The sequence below is a fragment of the Sporosarcina sp. P19 genome, assembly GCF_002743165.1.
In the GTDB taxonomy this organism is placed as follows: Bacteria; Bacillota; Bacilli; order Bacillales_A; family Planococcaceae; genus Sporosarcina; species Sporosarcina ureae.
Genome location: NZ_PDYR01000002.1, coordinates 151,580 through 169,249, shown reverse-complemented (window position 1 = coordinate 169,249; position 17,670 = coordinate 151,580). Strand labels below are relative to the sequence as shown.

Genomic DNA, 17,670 nt, shown 5'->3' with positions numbered 1-17,670 from the left:
TGCTTATTTATTATGAGCGAAGTTGTGCGTTCGCTTGTACAGTTAATGCGTCCAATACTTTACTATGTGCCTTGACGACGTCTTCATCCGTCAACGTACGCTCGGGATCGAAGTACGTTAGGGAGAACGCAACGGATTTTGTTCCTTCTTCCACGTTCTTCCCTTCGTATAAATCAAACAACTGAACTTTCTTCAGTAAATTACCGCCTGCTTGCTCGATAATTTTCTCCAAGTTCGCAGCAGACGTGTCTCGATCGACAACTAAAGCAATATCACGAGAGATAGAAGGATAGCGTGGAACGGCTTCATACAACAGCTCTTCCGTTGCAGTTTGCATAATAGACTGCAAGTTCATTTCCATGATATATGTTTCTTGCAAGTCACGTTGGTTTTGCACAGTTGGATGCACTTGACCAATGATCCCTACTGACTGATCGTCCAACCATATTGTAGCTGTACGTCCTGGGTGCATTTGCTCCACAGTCGCTTTTGTGAATTGTAGTCGTTCAAGCAAACCTAACTGCTCAAATAATCCTTCTACAATTCCTTTCATAACGAAGAAATCAACTTTTTTCGTTTCGCCTTGCCATGCATGATGAACCCATTTGCCAGTCAATACAGCTGCAACATGTTCTACTTCTTTCGGCAAACCGTCTTCTTCGATACCTAGGAAAACGGATCCTGTTTCGTAAAGTGCAATCGAATCATTCCGGCGAGCCACGTTATACGTTGCCGCATCGAGAAGGTGTGGAATTATGCTTTGTCGAAGAATACTGCGTTCTTCACTCATCGGCATAAGCAATTTCGTTACAGGAGCTGTCTCCAGTGCGAAAGCTTGCGCATCTTTTGGTGAAGCCAATGAATACGTCAAAGCTTGCGATAGACCTGCCGCTTCTAGGAATCTGCGGACAATGCGACGCTTCGACTGATAAGGAGTCAAACCGCCTGGTGTGCTCTCTACAATTGGTAGTGTTTTTGGGATTTCGTCATAACCGTATAGACGTGCAATTTCTTCAATCATATCTTCTTTGATTTTCAAATCTTGACGTCGTGTCGGGATATCCATTACGAGTTGGCCGTTGATTAATTCTGTCGGGATTTGCAAACGGTCCATAATCGTTTTCATTTCATCCATAGCGATCTTCATACCTAAACGATTATTTACGTAGTCCGGTGAAAGAATAATTTTCTCAGGCGTTTTGTCGAGTTCGTCGAACATAACCGATCCTTCAAGAACTTCTCCCCCCGCCAGTTCAGCCATCAATTGTGCTGCTCGCTCTGCTGCTTCTGCTACACGATTCGGATCCACACCTTTTTCAAAGCGTGTGCTTGCATCACTGCGTAGTCCTACTTCTTTAGATGTTTGACGAACAGAACCTGGTGCGAAATAAGCTGACTCAATGACAACAGTAGTAGTACCTTCATACACTTCTGAATTAGCACCGCCCATTACACCCGCAAGTGCAACCGGCTCGTTGCCGTTCGTTATTACTAGTTGATGATCATGTAAAGTACGTTCTACTTGATCAAGCGTCACCATTTTTTCACCTTCACGAGCATGACGCACGACAATCTCTTTCGTTTGAAGACGGTCATAGTCAAATGCATGAAGTGGCTGACCATATTCCATCAATACATAGTTCGTGATATCGACTACGTTATTATGCGGTCGAATACCCGCAGACATTAACGTGTTTTGCAACCACTGAGGTGATTCTGCAACTTTGACGTTCTTCACTACTTTTGCCACGTACATAGGATTGTCTTCAGCCGCTTCTACAGAAAGTTTCAAAACGTCCTGAGCTTTCTCTGCGGACGATGTATAGGATATTTCCGGCAATTTAATATTTTTAGATAAAATCGCCCCTACTTCATACGCAACACCGAGCATACTCAGTGCGTCAGAACGATTTGGTGTTAAATCAAATTCCAAAATACGATCGTACAAACCGAGATGCGTCAATGCACTATCTCCAGCACGGACATCGTTTGGTAACACATAAATTCCTTCTGCGTACGCTTTTGGAACCAACTTTCCTTCGATACCGAGTTCTTGCAGTGAACAGATCATGCCGTTAGACTCTTCACCACGAAGTTTCGCTTTCTTAATTTTCATTCCACCAGGCAAAACTGCTCCTGGACGTGCGACAATAACATTTTGACCCTCTGCGATATTTGGAGCTCCACAAATAATTTGTGAAATCTCTCCACCTACATCCACTTGACAGATATGTAGTTTATCCGCTTCAGGGTGTTTTACACAGCTATTCACATGTCCAATAACGATATTGTCCATACCGAATGAACGATCAATGATGCCATCTACTTCGATTCCAGCACGAGTGATTTTTTCTGCCAGTTCTTCTATGGAAAGTTCATTCCAGTCTACGTAATTACTTAACCAATTTGTTGATACTAACATCAATATTCCTCCTTATGCCTCTGACCGGTGGAATTGTGAAATAAACCGAATGTCATTTGTATAGAAATGACGAATATCTTCCACTCCGTATTTTAACATCGCAATTCTTTCCGGCCCCATGCCGAATGCAAATCCTGTAACTTCTTCGGGATTGTAGCCAGCCATTTCCAAAACGTTTGGATGGACCATACCCGCTCCTAAAATTTCGATCCAGCCTGTTTTCTTACAAACGTTACAACCTGATCCACCACACTTAAAACAAGAAATATCCATTTCAACCGAAGGCTCAGTGAATGGGAAGAAGCTTGGACGCAAACGAATTTCACGCTCAGCACCGAATAATTTCTTCGCTAGTAAATCAAGTGTGCCTTTCAAATCGCTCATGCGGATATTTTCACCCACAACAAGTCCTTCGATCTGTGTGAATTGATGAGAGTGCGTCGCATCATCCGAGTCTCGGCGGTATACTTTACCTGGACAAATAATTTTGATTGCAGCGCCATCTTTTGCTTCCATCGTACGAGCTTGTACAGGAGACGTATGTGTGCGCAATAAAATGTCCTCTGTAATATAGAAGGAATCTTGCATATCACGAGCCGGGTGACCTTTTGGCAAGTTCAATGCCTCAAAGTTGTAATAATCTTTCTCTACTTCGGGTCCTTCAGCGATTTCATAGCCCATGCTGATGAAAAAGTCTTCAATTTCCTCTACTACGCGTGTTAATGGATGATGATTACCAAGTTCTACTGGACGGCCTGGTAACGTAACATCAATCGATTCATTTTCCAGTTGTTTTTGGATCGCTTGTTGTTCGAGGATCTCTTTACGTTCCTCAAGAATTGCCGTTACACTTTCTCGGATTTCATTGACGAGCGCCCCCATCTTCGGACGTTCTTCAGGGGGTAATTTACCCATTCCTTTTAATAGATCGGTAATCGGACCTTTTTTCCCAAGATACGCTACGCGTACATCGTTTAATTCTTTGACAGTATGGGATTCTTGGATCTTCAGCATTACTTGTTCTTTCAGTTCATGCAACTGTTCTTTCATGTTTACTTGCTCCTCTCTCTATTTGGCGGCTACATAGCTAAACTTTCCGGAAAACAAAAAAACTCGCCCCTATAAAAGGGACGAGGTCGATTTCGCGGTACCACCCTGATTAGTTTGCATCAAAAAACGACGATACAAAATCACTTAAATTGGAATAACGGTCCTATGCCGGCACGCCTTTACATGTCTGGTCCGAGCGTGCAGCTCGCGGGGTGAACTTCAATGGAGTATCGTTTTCCACACTTTCAGTCAAGGTGTGAAATCCCTGATAACGCGTCTGTCCATTTACTTTTCCCGGTCATTGCTATTTTCTTTCATTCGCCTTCTAGTATACCGTAAATCGTTTACGCCTTCAATAGCGATGTCATGGCTGACGTAGTGTGTAAAGTAATATTCCAGTTGCAACTGCTACATTCAGCGATTCAGCTTGACCGTATAACGGAATTTTCACTACATGATCAGCTTGAGCCAATAGTTCGCCATCGACACCACTTCCTTCATTTCCTACAAGTAGTGCAAATGAAGGTTGTGCTTCTAATTCGTTCAGAGAAACAGCTTGCTGTAAACCTGTACCGATAATCGGAACTTGATTCGCTTGCAAACGATCTATCCACACTTTCAACTCTTCACGTACTACAGGAATGTGGAAATGAGAACCTTGCGCAGAGCGAACCGTTTTCGGGTTGAACGGATCTGCACATCCCTTACCTAAAATTACCGCATCAAGACCTGCCGCGTCTGCGGTGCGAATCATCGTACCGATATTTCCTGGATCCTGTACAGCATCAATTAGCAACACTTTCTTCCATTGATGCTGATCTGCTTCCTCGTATTGAGGCTGTCTACAATACGCAAAAACACCTTGTGTTTGTTCTGTTTCAGAAATTTCCTTAGCAACTGCAGCTGTCAGTTCAATAATCGGTGTAGTCCAATGTGTGGGAATTTCAATATCTTCACGCACAAGTAATTGAATTACTGAATCCGGTCGTTTAAGAGCTTCTTCAACAAGGTGGAATCCTTCCACAACGAACTCTTTCGTCTGATCTCGTTCCTTTCGAGTCGTAACTAATTTCTTCCAATGTTTGACTAATGCGTTCTGAGTTGATTCAATTCGTTTATTCAAGAGGCTGAACATCCTTTTTTCTTTTCAGTGTATCAAATCAACGTATATTTAGCGACTTTTGTGGAAAAGATACTACATAAAGGAGGCTGGCACAAATGAATTTCCAAATTCGCGACGCAATCTCAGCAAACATGACAAACAACAGCTCTACTGACGTACGAAGTGTCATTGACGATGCCATACAACGAGGAGAAGAACACCTATTACCAGGATTAGGTGTATTTTTCGAGCAACTATGGAAACGTTCCGATGAAAAAGAAAAAGCAGAAATCACTAACGAACTATCCGAAGCATTCGCACAAGCACAATAAAAGACCAGTAAAGAAAAGATAAACCCTTCACATTGATTAAAGTGTGAAGGGTTTATCTTTTGAATTATATTTTCTTATCGTTACACTTTTCAGAAAAATATGTTAGTGGACCGAAGTGTAAGGCGGCGACTCGGGGAGGATCAGCCCGACAGGTTAGACAACTAAAGGGAGCAAGAGCCGTAACGAAGGATGGCTTTTGCGAGTAAAAGCGAAGCGTTAGGAGCACATCTTTGAACTTGCGACCTAGTTGGCTAACCACGCGTCCGCCTGGAACGCAGGGAAACGGTGCACTCGCGTGTCTTTACTTCTTCGTATAGTGCTCCTTCAACTGATCACGTAAAGCTGCCTTCAAAAACTTCCCGACAGACGTCTTAGGAATCTCCTTGACAAACAAAATATCATCCGGAATCCACCAACTGGCAAACTGTACCTTTAGCGAATCTTTCAACTCCTGTACCTTCGTGTCACCCTCCGCCACATTCTCGTTCAACACCACGCAAGCCAGCGGACGTTCCATCCATTTCTCATGCGGAACTGCAATCACCGCTGCCTCATACACATCATCATGTGACATCAACGCGTTCTCCAAATCAACTGAAGAAATCCATTCGCCACCACTCTTGATCAGATCTTTCGTACGATCCGTCAACTTCAAATAGCCGTCCTCTGTCATCACCGCAATATCTCCTGTATATAGCCAACCATCTTTAAACGCTTCTTCGGTACGCTCGTCTTTATAATATTCACTCGCAATCCATGGGCCTCTAACAGTCAACTCTCCCATCGTTTCGCCATCCCACGGTACTTCTCCATTTTCATTGACTACACGAATATCAAGTCCCGGCATGACCAGACCTTGCAACGCACGCCTATCGATCCGCTCATCTGTTGTCAAATTATCCATAGAAGAAGTTAGCACTGATAAACTGACAAGTGGTGAGGTTTCCGTCATACCATATCCGACAATGAATGGCACTTTGTATTTCTCTTCAAATGTACGTATTAAGCCTTTTGGCGAAGCCGAGCCACCACAGACAATACCACGCAAAGAAGAAATGTCTCGTGGATTCTGCTCCAACTCTTTCAATACAGCGAGCCAAATCGTCGGAACGCCTGCTGTAATTGTTACCTTTTCGCTTTCAATTAAATCGAGAAGTACAGCCGGATTAAACCCTGGTCCCGGCAAGACTTGTGTCGTACCGTAGAAAACACCCGCGAAAGGTATTCCCCATGCGTTGACGTGAAACATCGGTACAACAGACATGGCAATATCCCGTTCACACACACCCATAGCATCCGATAATCCGAGTGCATAACTTTGTAGAACTAATCCCCGATGCGTATAAATAACGCCTTTTGGCAATCCTGTCGTAGCTGATGTGTAGCACAGGCCAGCTGGAGTGTTTTCATCCAAATCTTGTGGATAGTCGTACTCATCTGACGCACTTTCTAACAGCGCTTCATAAGAATGCACATTTTCTAATGTAGTCTCAGGGATATCTTTACTGTCCCCCATGATCACAAAATGTTTTACCGACTTTAACATCGGTGCCATTTTTTCAAGATGAGGGAAAAACTCCGCATCCACTAGCAAGATTTCGTCTTCTGCGTGATTGATAATATACATAATATGTTCAGGCGATAGTCGAATGTTGATCATATGAAGGATTGCACCCGTACAAGGCACCGCGAAATACGCTTCTAAATGACGATGATGATTCCAAGCGAACGTTCCAACTTTCGTTCCATGTTCCATTCCTAACTGTGTCAGTGCATTCGATAGTTTACGTGTTCTTTTTGCCCATTCACGATACGTGAAACGCTGGATTCGCTGTTCTCCTGTTCGCGAGATGACCATCTTGTTTGGAAAAAAACGTTCTGCCCGTGTGATAAATGTAGATAGAATCAATGGTGTTTGCATCATATCCATCCGCTCCTCTTTCGTTAGAAGTGAAATTATCAATCCGTCGTGCATGTTCCAAAGCATGTACTATTCATTTCAATGAAATCGATGCGCAGATGGAATGATTCTCAGGATGTACTCTATGCGCGAACAAATAACTCTATGAATACTTACTAACGTTACTTTCTGAATATAGTATACACATTGTCAAACTATTCTGTCTACATAATTCGGTAGTATATCGCTCATCCAATTTTTTGCCGGGTCCAGAAGAATGCATCTACACCAAAAACGGTTAGTGTGCCGAATGCAATGGACCAAATAGCAAGGCTTAAAAGCAACCAGAAGGCGGTCTGCGATTTAGATGAGCCTAGAGCAAGTGCGAGGAATGCTGCCAGATGAGAGCCAATCAGAACGGGTCCAAGCAAAGCTAGACCCGGGATCCCAAAGCGTTTCCAAATTTTCTCCGCACGAGCTGTACGCTTTGACGGAGTTTTCCCGTCGGTTTTCTTTTTGCTTTCCCACCATGTTTTTAATTTCTGAAAAACCATAATTTCAAGTATTATAGTTAACGCGTTTCCCGCAAAACCAACCACAACGGCAGTCGCTATGGACATACCACGTAGAATCCCCAAAGGAACCGCCACCAATACTTCAAACCCCGGTGCTGCACCTGCAAGAAATACAAATAAATATGTAATCAACTGTTTTCCTCCCCTATTTCGATTCCATTCAGTATATCAAACGATAGATAGTAGAACATAAAAAAAACTGCTTTCCAAATAAAAAGGAAAGCAGTTCATCGATTGATTATAGTAAAGATGCAAGAATCGCTTTTTGTGCATGCAGACGGTTTCCTGCTTGTTGGAATACATACGAGTTATTACCGTCGATTACGGAAGTCGAAACTTCTTCTTCACGGTGTGCTGGCAGACAATGTAAGAACACATAATCTTTTTTCGCATGACTGACCAATTGATCATTGATCTGGAAATCTTCGAAATCGACCAGACGCTTTGCCGCTTCTTCTTCCTGCCCCATACTTGTCCAAACATCCGTATAAATTGCATCTGCATCTGTGGCAGACTCAATTGGATCGTACGTCGACGTCACGCTTCCACCAGTTGACTCAGCAATTTTCTTCGCTTTTTCAAACAAGCCTGAGTGGTATTCATAGCCTTTAGGTGTCGCCACAGAAACGTGCATGCCCATATGCGCACCGGCAATTACTAATGAATGTGCTACGTTGTTCCCGTCTCCAATGTAAGAGAGTTTTAAGCCTTTCAAATCGCCTTTCACTTCTTTGATTGTAAGTAAATCCGCCATCGCTTGGCACGGGTGAAATAGATCAGTCAATCCGTTTATGATTGGAACTGAAGTATGTTCTGCCAACTCTTCCACCATTTTATGAGATTTCGCACGGATCATCACACCGTCTAAAAACTCGGATAATACTTTCCCTGTATCTGAAACAGACTCTCCACGTCCAATCTGTAAATCGCGTGCATTCATAAACAGACCATGTCCGCCCAATTGGATCATGCCCACTTCGAATGAAATACGTGTACGAGTGGAGTTCTTCTCAAAAATCATGCCCAGTGTCTTACCTGCTAAGATGTCTGGCTTCTTACCAGCCAATGAATCTTGCTTCATGTCATATGCCAGTTGTATAAGATACGCAATTTCCTCACTAGAATAATCGAGTAATGTTAAAAAGTCGCGTCCTTTTAAGCTATCTTTGTCTATGCCTGTAGTTGTTTGATTTGTTTTTACCATTTGTTGATCCCCTACCATCCATTTGAAGTATGTATAAACAAGTATACATTTGTATATTTATGAAGTCAAATGAATTTTTATAACTTTTCATATTATTTCATTAAAAACAGCGATGCATTTTGGGCATCGCTGAGTAATCGTATAGTTTATTCAAATGTAATGTTTTTCACTGCATCTGCGTCCAGACGTTTAACAATTTCAACTAACAGTTTAACTGTATTCTCAAAGTCTTTACGGTGAAGCATTGCCGCATGACTATGGATGTAACGAGTTGGGATACAAATAGCCAATGTAGGGATTCCTGTTCCGCTTACGTGGATGGAGCCACCATCCGTTCCGCCACCGGACATCGTCGCAAATTGATACGGAATATTTAGCTCTTCTGCTGTATCGACTACGAAATTACGTAATCCTCTATGAGATACCATCGAAGCGTCATACAACAAGATCTGTGGACCGTCACCCATTGTACCAACAGATTCCTTTGCTGTAACGCCCGGTGTGTCCCCTGCAATTCCTACGTCAACTGCAAAACCGATATCCGGCTGAATTTTATTCGTCGCTGTTTTCGCTCCACGCAAACCAACTTCTTCTTGAATAGCCCCTACACTAAACAAACGGTTTGGGTGCTTTTCATCTTTCAACTGCTTCATCACTTCAATAGCGATGGCACAGCCGATACGATTATCCCATGCTTTTGCAAGCAAATAATTTTCATTTTTCATAACCGTGAATTCGAAATACGGTACGATCATATCTCCTGGGAGAACGCCCCATGAAATAACTTCTTCTTTTGACTCTGCGCCTACATCAATGAACATGTCTTTAATATCGACAGGTTTCTTGCGAGCTTCAGGTGGAAGTATATGTGGCGGCTTTGAACCAATCACGCCTGTAATCGTCTCACCTGAACGTGTCACGATGGAAACGCGTTGTGCTAGCATAACTTGTGACCACCAGCCACCTACTGTCTGAAAGTAAATGAAGCCTTTATCATCGATTCGCGTCAACATGAAGCCTACTTCATCCAAGTGTCCTGCAATCATAATCTTCGGCCCGTTTGCATCGCCTTCTTTACTAGCAATCAGTGAACCGAGTCCGTCATGATCGATTTCGTCTGCATATGGTTTGATGTGCTTCGTCATGACATCACGTGCTTCGCGCTCATTGCCCGGAATTCCTCGTGCATCTGTTAATTCTTTTAGCATCTCTAACGTCTCATCTAGTTTCATAAAAGGTTTCGCCTCCTCATTCTACATTCCAAAATACTTTTCAGGTATTACAATAATTCTTTACGAATAGCTGCAGGTGATTTAGGCGATAACAAACCCGGTGCTATATCATAAACTGTCTTCGCCCCAGTATCGCCTTTTTGCTGCAATTTATAAGCCGCTCTTGCATACGCGACTAGAACACTGGATGTAAATTCGGGATTGCTATCTAATTTAAGTGAGAACTCTATAACTTGATCTGTGTGCTTACCTGTGTTGCCACTGCGAATGACGAAACCGCCATGTGGCATCTTCGCATGGTCAAGACGAAGTTCTTCTTCCGTAATAAAATGAACGATCGTATCGTAATCTGCGAAGTAATCAGGCATAGTAACAATCGTTTCACGTACTTGATCTGCACTAGCTCCTTCTTCAAGAACGACATAACATTCACGTGTATGTTTATCTTTAGTTGAAAGCTCCGGATGCTCACCGTTACGCACACGATTGATCGCGTCCTCAGCCGGCAATGTGTACTGAACGCCTGCTTTCACACCTTCAACACGACGGACTGCATCGGAGTGACCTTGGCTTAAGCCTTTACCCCAGAATGTATAAGTTTCACCTTCAGGCAAAATGGATTCACCCATTAAGCGATTGATCGAAAATAACCCCGGATCCCATCCGACAGAAATAATCGCTGTAGTTCCAGCCTCTTTAGCTACTTCATCAACTGCCGCGAAATACTCTGGAATCTTCGCATGCGTGTCAAAACTATCTACTGTTGTAAAGTGTTTTGCAAGTGCTGGCCCTTGTTCTGGCAAGTCATTTTTAGATCCACCACATAAAATCAATACATCAATATCTTCTGTAAATGATTCAATTTCGTCCAGCTTATGAACAGGTACTTGCTCTGATAGTAATTGTACGTCTTTAGGCTCTCTGCGCGTAAATACGCCAACTAACGTCATATCTTTATTTTGACTGATAGCTGACTCTACTCCACGCCCTAAATTACCGTAACCAGCGATTCCTACTCGAATTTCTTTCGTCAAGATCACTCATCCCCTTTTGCTTTGTTGTTTACGTTTCTCATTTTACCGCGAAGGATGATAGATTGCGAATATTTATCTTATTTCCGACAGAAGACTCCCGCTTCAAGGAATGAATTGGGCACGGTCCTATGAGTAAGCGGGAGATGTATGTCGGTTGGCGCTAGCCAAAAAGTGTACCAGTCTGCTACAATAGGAACATACATTCTCTATGATGGAGGTGCACTTCATGCTGATCCACAAAGCGTTTCGGTTCCGAATCTATCCAACGAAAGAACAGCAGATGTTGATTGCCAGAACCATTGGCTGCAGCCGGTTTGTCTTTAATCACTTCTTGTACAAGTGGGAACACACCTTTAAGGAAACCGGCAAAGGGCTTTCATATGGCATCTGTTCTTCTGAATTAACGCAATTAAAAAAGCAAGAAGATACGATTTGGCTGAAAGAAGTCGATAGTATTGCTCTTCAGTCTTCCTTGAAAAATCTAGCGGACGCTTTTGCAAGGTTTTTCAACAAACAAAATGCTATACCACGCTTTAAATCGAAAAATCATCCTGTTCAATCGTACACAACCAAACAAACGAACGGTAATATCGCCATTGTCGGCCATGCGATTAAACTCCTTAAGCTCGGTTGGGTAAAGCTCGCCAAAAGTCTAGAAGTAGATGGACGAATCATGAATGCGACCATTCGACGTACTGCCACTGGAAAATATTTTGTGTCCGTCCTGGTGGAAACCGTAATATCCGAACTGCCTAATACCAACTCTGCAGTTGGGATTGATGTCGGATTGAAGGATTTCGCTGTCTTGTCAGACGGAACGGTATACGAAAACTTAAAGTTCTTTCGCTCGATGGAGAAAAAGTTAGCGAAAGCAGAGCGGATTCTTTCAAGACGGAAGGAATCGGCTCGTAAGAGGAAGTGTCTATTGAGCGACGCGAAAAATTATCAGAAACAACGGAACGTAGTCGCACGCATCCACGAAACGATCGCCAATAAAAGAAAAGATTACTTGCATAAACGATCAACCGAAATCATCAAAAACCACGATGTCATCGGAATCGAGGATTTGCAAGTAGTGAAACTGCTCAAAAATCCCCAATTGGCGAAAGCGTTCAGCGACGTGAGTTGGTCGCAGTTTCGTTTCATGCTGGAATATAAGGCGCAATGGTATGGCAAACACGTGTTAATCGTTGGAAAAACATTTCCGTCCAGCCAGCTTTGTTCGGGATGTGGGGCTAGAAACCAAGACGTGAAGCATCTTGCCTTGCGTGAATGGGACTGTCCGAATTGCAGATGCCATCATGACCGAGATCTGAACGCAAGTATAAACCTTAAAAACGAAGCCATCAGACTTCGAACCGCAGGGACTGCGGGGATCGCCTAATCCATAACTAGTGGTTACGCTGGTATTCTTAGGAATCTCCCTCTTCTAAACGCAGTGAAAGTGGGAGTAGTTCAACTTTGAGCAGTTCGGTTCAATTCGAAAAGTTTCATGTTAAAATAGATAGGAGTTGATTTTTTTGTAAAGTGAGGATCTTTTATGCGCTTTTTTGTCTATTTGATAGTTTTCTTCTCATTCTTTGATTTATTTTCACAATTACCAGTCATAAGTCCGTTTGCTACAGGTCTCGGTGCTTCCGCTTTCATCGTCGGATTATCTGTTGGTATTTACTCGTTTGCGAATATTTTCGGTAATATCATTTCAGGTATTTTGACAGATCGCAAAGGTCCATTCTATATTCTATTATTTGGTTTGTTCACGTCGGCTTTGTCGTTGTTCTCATATGGATTGATTTCTGGTTCTGTTTCATTAATCGGCATTCGATTTGTACACGGTTTGACGGAAGGTTTGATCATTCCAGCTGCCTTCACGTTTCTCGCTAATGGCTCTGAACGTTCTAAGCGTGGTAGAAATGCTGCGATCTCAGGTGCGTTTGTCGGACTTGCTGCTATTTTCGGACCTGCTTATAGTGGAATCGTTTCCGTTAAGACAAGCGTCGTGACCATTATGGCGATCAATGGCGTCTTCATGATTCTGCTAACAATTGGCGCTGTAATATTTTTACGTTCCTTTACATACGTAAGAAAGGTGAAGACAGCGAAACAAAAAGCGGTAAATCCGTTAGCGTTTTTCCGTCACCCTGGTATCATCCGGGCATTCCTTGGCGCGTTCTTCCTGATGTTCTCACAAGGCGTGTTGGCATTAGTACTTCCATTAAAAGTAGAGCATCTTCAGTTTGATGCGAAAACGACTGGCATGCTCTTGAGTGTTTTCGGCCTAGTCGCTGTATTGATTTTCGTTTTACCGATCAACCGTATTTTTGATATCGCCCGTCCGATGGTCACGTTGGCAATCGGCTTGTTTTTGATGAGTGGCAGTATGTTGTTCTTATCACAAGTTGACGATCTATCATGGATGATGTTGGCGATGGTGGTCTATGGAACTGGATTCGCCTTCTTGTTTCCTTCTATCAACTCGTTGCTTATTGATTCCACCGAACCCGAAACTAGAGGGAAAGCGTACGGATTCTTTTACGCGTTCTTCTCATTTGGCGTTGTAATAGGATCCAGCGCTATTGGCATATTGGACTTGGAATTCCATCATGCCTTTATGCTGGCAAGTGCCATTCTGTTGATCGCGGCCATTTTCACATTAATCGGTCTGCGAAAAGATACCCGGCCTACAGAGTATAATTGACCTGTTTAATACATTTAATACGAATAGGTATGTCCATCGAGGTCACACGACTTAAACGGGCATACCTTTTTGTGTGGTGTAAGGTCTTGAATGTAGTGTTTATGACCAAGCCAGTTAGGCAGTGAGTATGAGAGGATCGAAGCTCTAGCTGGGGATGCTCTCCGCCAAAGGAATCAAGAAATAAAAAAGAAGATGCCACAGGAAGTCGTTGCTTTACGACTTTCTGGACATCTCCTATTTTACGCCTGCTGTGTAGAAAACGAATCGATAATATCGAGGAATACTTCCCCATACCGTTCAAGCTTTGTTTCGCCTACCCCTTGTACGGTCAATAGCTCTTCATTAGTGGCAGGCATTTTGGCTACCATATCCCGCAATGTCTTGTCCGAGAAAATAACGAATGGCGGGACACCCGCTTCTTGTGCCAGTTTCAAGCGCATCGCTCGAAGTTCGTTGAATAACGGATCATCTTTAGCGACGACTGTTGTTACCATCTCGCCTTTACGCCAGACTTTTACTTTTCCTAGCAAGACATCTTTCCCGTCTTCACTAACAAAAATAGTCGGGTACGGTCCACTTTCAACTTGTAGGTAATTCTTTGAAATCAAAAATTCGATGAAATCTGCCACGTCTTTGGCATTGCGTCCTTTCATCAATCCATATGTCGATAGCTCATCAAAGTTCAATTCTTTGAGCTTCTTGTTTCTCGATCCTGTCAGCACTTGCGCAACCATCGTCTTACCGAACCGTTGCCCCATACGAATCACACAGGAAAGCACTTTTTGTGTATCAACTGTTACATCAAACTGTTCGCGCGTGTCGGTGCAGTTACCGCAACGACCACAATCTTCGACATCATCTTCGCCAAAATACTTGATGATATGTTTTTGCAGACAGCCTTCCGTATGGCAGTAATCTACCATCACTTGCATCTTTTTGATTTCATTCGATACACGGGAAGGATCCGGAGACTGTTCGATGAGGAAGCGTTGTGTCAAGACGTCTTGCGAAGAGAATAGCAAATAGCAGTCACTGTCGAGCCCATCACGCCCTGCTCTTCCAGCTTCCTGATAATAACTTTCCATATTCTTCGGCATTTGATAATGAATGACGTAGCGAATATTGGATTTATCGATCCCCATACCAAACGCGTTAGTTGCGATCATTACGCGTGCGTCCTCCATGATGAACCGGTCTTGTTGCTGTTGGCGTTCATAGTCCGGTAATCCTGCATGATATTTCGCAACTGGAATACCGTTTTTCTCAAGCAATAAATATACTTGCTCGACTGCTTTTCTAGTCGCAGCATAGATAATTCCTGCCTCATTTTTGTTTTTCTGCGTGTACTCTTTAACGAATTGATCCCGATTTTGAGCTTTGACCACTGAGAATATTAGATTACTCCGTTCAAAGCCCGTGACAACACGGCTAACAGGAGGTATGTGTAATTGCTGGCATATATCATCCTGTACCTCAGGCGTAGCCGTGGCGGTCAGTGCAAGAATAATAGGACGGTTATTCAAGTAATCAAAAATGCGGTGGATATTTCGGTAACTTGGACGGAAATCATGTCCCCATTGCGAAATACAATGCGCTTCATCAATTGCAATCAGGGGAATCGTCATTTTTTGCAATTGGTTGAGAAAGGATTCGGAATCCAGTCGCTCTGGTGCAACGTACAACAGCTTATACTTTCCTTCGAGCGCATTATCCATTGTGCCAAAGTATTCTTCTGAAGATAACGTACTGTTAATATACGCCGCCGGTATACCCAACTGATGCAATGCATCGACTTGGTCCTTCATCAAGGAAATCAGCGGCGAAATGACAAGTACAGTTCCTTCCATCGCCAATGCTGGTACTTGATAACAGACCGACTTACCGCCACCTGTCGGCATTACGCAAAGTGAGTCATCACCTTGTAAGACTTGATCAATCACTCGTTGCTGCCCTTCTCGAAATGCTGAATAACCAAAATACTTATCCAATATATCTAATGGATTTTGAATGATCGCCACCCCCTTCCCTACGTCATTAGTTTTTATGATTGAAATAATAAGCGCTCTTCTTCTCGGCTATGTAATTCATTCACTACAATCAAACCGTTAAATTTCTGCATAATTTCAGTTGTCACGGTTGGATCTTCCTCACGTAACGCTTCAATATCTGTAACGAGTATTCGCATCAAATCATGGTCGCGTGTTAGCTGGATAATATCTCGCTCCAGCTCAGGCTTGTCTTCCATTACTTGTTTATAAAAGCCTTCTTCTTCGGCATCCGCATGACTAATAACACGCGTCTTCCAATAATCTAGTAAATGATCGCAAGTTTGCTGAGCCATTTCTGTTTCACCTTGTTCTACATATTCTATTAGCTCATCTGTTTTCATTATGGCTCCAGAAAGACCACCTTCATGAATCGCTCTATGTGAATGAAGCTGTCTTAATGCGGGACCTGACATACGGACCACTCCTTCTAGTTTTCCTTAAGCATAACAGAATTCTTGAGTCAGTGACAGCTTCATACAATGAAAAGAGCCTCACAGAATCATTCTCTGTAAGACACTTTTCACACTTTCGCTATACGAATCCGACTAACCATAAGCCATGCGAGTATGCACATATAAATCACAAAGTAAGGTGCAATCAAATACGGAACTGCAAAATAACTCAAGGTAAGTAAGACACCGGCTACCGTTATCGGCATGCCATAATATGAACCATCGAACTCTTCTACGTTATAGCGGGCTAAACGGACTGCGCCTGCTAAAATATAAAAAATTACAGCGGACAAACCAATCCACATCGTATCATTCAACGCGGTGTCATAGAGTAGAATAGCAGGCGCTACACCGAATGAAACTAAATCGCTGAGTGAATCAAGTTCTTTACCAAATGCCGACTCTGCATGATAATGCCTAGCTACCATTCCGTCGAACCGATCAAATAATGCAGCGAAGAATATGAACATCAAACTCATATGTGCATGACCTTGAAGCACAAGTAAAATCGCTATAATCCCTAAACACAAATTAAAAAGTGTTATGATATTCGCCAATTGGGATTTGAGTTTAGTATAATCAAAATATCTAAATGAAAACAAGTTTCAGCCTCCTCGTACACTTCTTTAGTATATGCTTTTAATGAAAGGAAGAAAAGATGAAAACACGTATTTTTAAATCATTTGTTGAATTAACCGGGTCACCAGTCAGTTCCGCTTTGCTTAAACAAGTAACTACCTCACGCATTAGCAAGCCGCTAATTAAGCCTTTTGCGTCGTTCTATCATATTCAAATAGACGAAGCAGAATACCCAATTGAACAATATACTAGTCTCAATGCCTTCTTTACTCGTTCATTACAAACTGGCAAAAGATTGATTGATAGCAATCCAAAGACTTTAATCTCTCCAGTTGACGGTGTGTTGAGCGACTCTGGCATTATCGATACACAACAACAATTTTGTGTGAAAGATAAAACATACAGTCTAGCTTCACTGCTTGGTGACGCAGATAAAGCCTCTCGCTATACGAATGGCTATTATTATCTATTCTATCTTTCTCCCAGACATTATCATCATTTCCATTATCCTATTTCCGGAACGCTAGTAAATCGCTATGCATTAGGTTCTACCTCGTATCCGGTAAATAATTTAGGAATTCGTATGCGTAACGACGTATTTTCTTCCAACCATCGAGTCATTTCGGAACTCTCAACTGACTTTGGACAAGTAGCAATCGTCAAGGTTGGTGCCTTAAATGTAAACAGTGTCCGCATTGCGAATTCTGAAACTACTTGTGTAAAAGGTCAAGATTTTGGTCATTTTGCATTTGGATCTACTGTTATTTTATTCATTGAACAGAATGACGCATTCAAGCCAGAAGAAGTGCCTTTTACAGAAGTTCAAGTTGGTGATAGGATCGGAAAGTGGCAATCATAAGTAGATGAAGTGCCTGTAGCATTTGCCGGTTATTTAACTTCAGCAAGTACATTCCAGTTTGTATTCACAATTGTTTTCACACTATCCGCAGTTATGGTCGGCACATTGTTTACTTATATGATTGGCAGAAAACTTGTAAACCATTGATTCATCGTGTTGGAAATTACTTATTCCTTACGCCAC

15 protein-coding genes and 1 other annotated feature are annotated in these 17,670 nt (G+C 42.6%); of the genes, 4 read left to right on the top strand and 11 right to left on the bottom strand.

Annotated elements, in window-relative coordinates; translation table 11 throughout:
- Nucleotides 1-10 precede the first annotated feature (10 nt).
- From pheT to CSV74_RS04145, 3 genes are all read right to left on the bottom strand, one after another.
- Nucleotides 11-2,422 carry a phenylalanine--tRNA ligase subunit beta gene (gene pheT / locus CSV74_RS04155; protein ID WP_099690681.1) on the bottom strand — a complete coding sequence of 804 codons (2,412 nt, stop codon included), beginning with the start codon at nucleotides 2,420-2,422 and terminating at the stop codon, nucleotides 11-13.
- 12 nt (nucleotides 2,423-2,434) lie between these two features.
- On the bottom strand, nucleotides 2,435-3,472 hold the full coding sequence (gene pheS / locus CSV74_RS04150; protein ID WP_099690680.1) for a phenylalanine--tRNA ligase subunit alpha: 1,038 nt from the start codon (nucleotides 3,470-3,472) through the stop codon (nucleotides 2,435-2,437).
- A gap of 73 nt (nucleotides 3,473-3,545) precedes the next feature.
- Nucleotides 3,546-3,783: a binding site (T-box leader), on the bottom strand.
- Between the two features lie 53 nt (nucleotides 3,784-3,836).
- The gene (locus CSV74_RS04145; protein ID WP_099690679.1) at nucleotides 3,837-4,607 is read right to left on the bottom strand and encodes a TrmH family RNA methyltransferase; all 771 of its coding nucleotides are present in this window, start codon (nucleotides 4,605-4,607) and stop codon (nucleotides 3,837-3,839) included.
- A gap of 83 nt (nucleotides 4,608-4,690) precedes the next feature.
- On the opposite strand from CSV74_RS04145, the gene sspI reads away from it, so the two are divergent.
- A complete protein-coding gene (gene sspI / locus CSV74_RS04140) occupies nucleotides 4,691-4,906 on the top strand; it encodes a small acid-soluble spore protein SspI (protein ID WP_029052945.1) in 216 nt (71 codons plus the stop codon).
- Nucleotides 4,907-5,207: 301 nt separating this feature from the next.
- On the opposite strand, the gene CSV74_RS04135 is transcribed toward sspI, so the two are convergent.
- The 5 genes from CSV74_RS04135 to CSV74_RS04115 all read right to left on the bottom strand — a co-directional run bounded on the left by CSV74_RS04135 (nucleotide 5,208) and on the right by CSV74_RS04115 (nucleotide 10,851).
- The gene (locus CSV74_RS04135) at nucleotides 5,208-6,830 is read right to left on the bottom strand and encodes a long-chain fatty acid--CoA ligase (RefSeq protein WP_099690781.1); all 1,623 of its coding nucleotides are present in this window, start codon (nucleotides 6,828-6,830) and stop codon (nucleotides 5,208-5,210) included.
- Between the two features lie 224 nt (nucleotides 6,831-7,054).
- Entirely contained in the window at nucleotides 7,055-7,513 is a 459-nt protein-coding gene (locus tag CSV74_RS04130; RefSeq protein ID WP_099690678.1) for a small multi-drug export protein, read from the bottom strand.
- 106 nt (nucleotides 7,514-7,619) lie between these two features.
- On the bottom strand, nucleotides 7,620-8,585 hold the full coding sequence (gene argF / locus CSV74_RS04125; protein ID WP_233190769.1) for an ornithine carbamoyltransferase: 966 nt from the start codon (nucleotides 8,583-8,585) through the stop codon (nucleotides 7,620-7,622).
- 146 nt (nucleotides 8,586-8,731) lie between these two features.
- Nucleotides 8,732-9,817 carry a M42 family metallopeptidase gene (locus CSV74_RS04120; protein ID WP_099690676.1) on the bottom strand — a complete coding sequence of 362 codons (1,086 nt, stop codon included), beginning with the start codon at nucleotides 9,815-9,817 and terminating at the stop codon, nucleotides 8,732-8,734.
- Nucleotides 9,818-9,864: 47 nt separating this feature from the next.
- Nucleotides 9,865-10,851, bottom strand: coding sequence for a diaminopimelate dehydrogenase (locus CSV74_RS04115; RefSeq protein WP_029052940.1), 987 nt, complete (start codon nucleotides 10,849-10,851; stop codon nucleotides 9,865-9,867).
- 226 nt (nucleotides 10,852-11,077) lie between these two features.
- Between CSV74_RS04115 and tnpB the strand changes: the two genes are divergently transcribed.
- Nucleotides 11,078-12,235, top strand: coding sequence for an IS200/IS605 family element RNA-guided endonuclease TnpB (tnpB, locus tag CSV74_RS04110; RefSeq protein WP_099690675.1), 1,158 nt, complete (start codon nucleotides 11,078-11,080; stop codon nucleotides 12,233-12,235).
- A gap of 156 nt (nucleotides 12,236-12,391) precedes the next feature.
- Nucleotides 12,392-13,549 carry an MFS transporter gene (locus tag CSV74_RS04105; RefSeq protein ID WP_099690674.1) on the top strand — a complete coding sequence of 386 codons (1,158 nt, stop codon included), beginning with the start codon at nucleotides 12,392-12,394 and terminating at the stop codon, nucleotides 13,547-13,549.
- A gap of 239 nt (nucleotides 13,550-13,788) precedes the next feature.
- Here CSV74_RS04105 and recQ read toward each other — a convergent pair whose 3' ends face one another.
- The 3 genes from recQ to pssA all read right to left on the bottom strand — a co-directional run bounded on the left by recQ (nucleotide 13,789) and on the right by pssA (nucleotide 16,651).
- Nucleotides 13,789-15,561 carry a DNA helicase RecQ gene (gene recQ, locus CSV74_RS04100; protein WP_099690780.1) on the bottom strand — a complete coding sequence of 591 codons (1,773 nt, stop codon included), beginning with the start codon at nucleotides 15,559-15,561 and terminating at the stop codon, nucleotides 13,789-13,791.
- Between the two features lie 29 nt (nucleotides 15,562-15,590).
- On the bottom strand, nucleotides 15,591-16,010 hold the full coding sequence (locus CSV74_RS04095; protein ID WP_099690673.1) for a hemerythrin domain-containing protein: 420 nt from the start codon (nucleotides 16,008-16,010) through the stop codon (nucleotides 15,591-15,593).
- Nucleotides 16,011-16,117: 107 nt separating this feature from the next.
- A complete protein-coding gene (gene pssA, locus CSV74_RS04090) occupies nucleotides 16,118-16,651 on the bottom strand; it encodes a CDP-diacylglycerol--serine O-phosphatidyltransferase (RefSeq protein WP_099690672.1) in 534 nt (177 codons plus the stop codon).
- Nucleotides 16,652-16,707: 56 nt separating this feature from the next.
- On the opposite strand from pssA, the gene asd reads away from it, so the two are divergent.
- Entirely contained in the window at nucleotides 16,708-17,487 is a 780-nt protein-coding gene (gene asd / locus CSV74_RS04085) for an archaetidylserine decarboxylase (protein ID WP_029052934.1), read from the top strand.
- The last annotated feature ends 183 nt before the right edge of the window (nucleotides 17,488-17,670 follow it).

What these genes read in the sequence shown, in the direction of transcription:
- pheT (WP_099690681.1), bottom strand. Translation starts at nt 2,422, where the DNA reads ATGTTAGTATCAACAAATTGGTTAAGTAATTACGTAGACTGGAATGAA.
- pheS (WP_099690680.1), bottom strand. Translation starts at nt 3,472, where the DNA reads ATGAAAGAACAGTTGCATGAACTGAAAGAACAAGTAATGCTGAAGATC.
- CSV74_RS04145 (WP_099690679.1), bottom strand. Translation starts at nt 4,607, where the DNA reads ATGTTCAGCCTCTTGAATAAACGAATTGAATCAACTCAGAACGCATTA.
- sspI (WP_029052945.1), top strand. Translation starts at nt 4,691, where the DNA reads ATGAATTTCCAAATTCGCGACGCAATCTCAGCAAACATGACAAACAAC.
- CSV74_RS04135 (WP_099690781.1), bottom strand. Translation starts at nt 6,830, where the DNA reads ATGATGCAAACACCATTGATTCTATCTACATTTATCACACGGGCAGAA.
- argF (WP_233190769.1), bottom strand. Translation starts at nt 8,585, where the DNA reads ATGGTAAAAACAAATCAAACAACTACAGGCATAGACAAAGATAGCTTA.
- CSV74_RS04120 (WP_099690676.1), bottom strand. Translation starts at nt 9,817, where the DNA reads ATGAAACTAGATGAGACGTTAGAGATGCTAAAAGAATTAACAGATGCA.
- tnpB (WP_099690675.1), top strand. Translation starts at nt 11,078, where the DNA reads ATGCTGATCCACAAAGCGTTTCGGTTCCGAATCTATCCAACGAAAGAA.
- CSV74_RS04105 (WP_099690674.1), top strand. Translation starts at nt 12,392, where the DNA reads ATGCGCTTTTTTGTCTATTTGATAGTTTTCTTCTCATTCTTTGATTTA.
- CSV74_RS04095 (WP_099690673.1), bottom strand. Translation starts at nt 16,010, where the DNA reads ATGTCAGGTCCCGCATTAAGACAGCTTCATTCACATAGAGCGATTCAT.
- asd (WP_029052934.1), top strand. Translation starts at nt 16,708, where the DNA reads ATGAAAACACGTATTTTTAAATCATTTGTTGAATTAACCGGGTCACCA.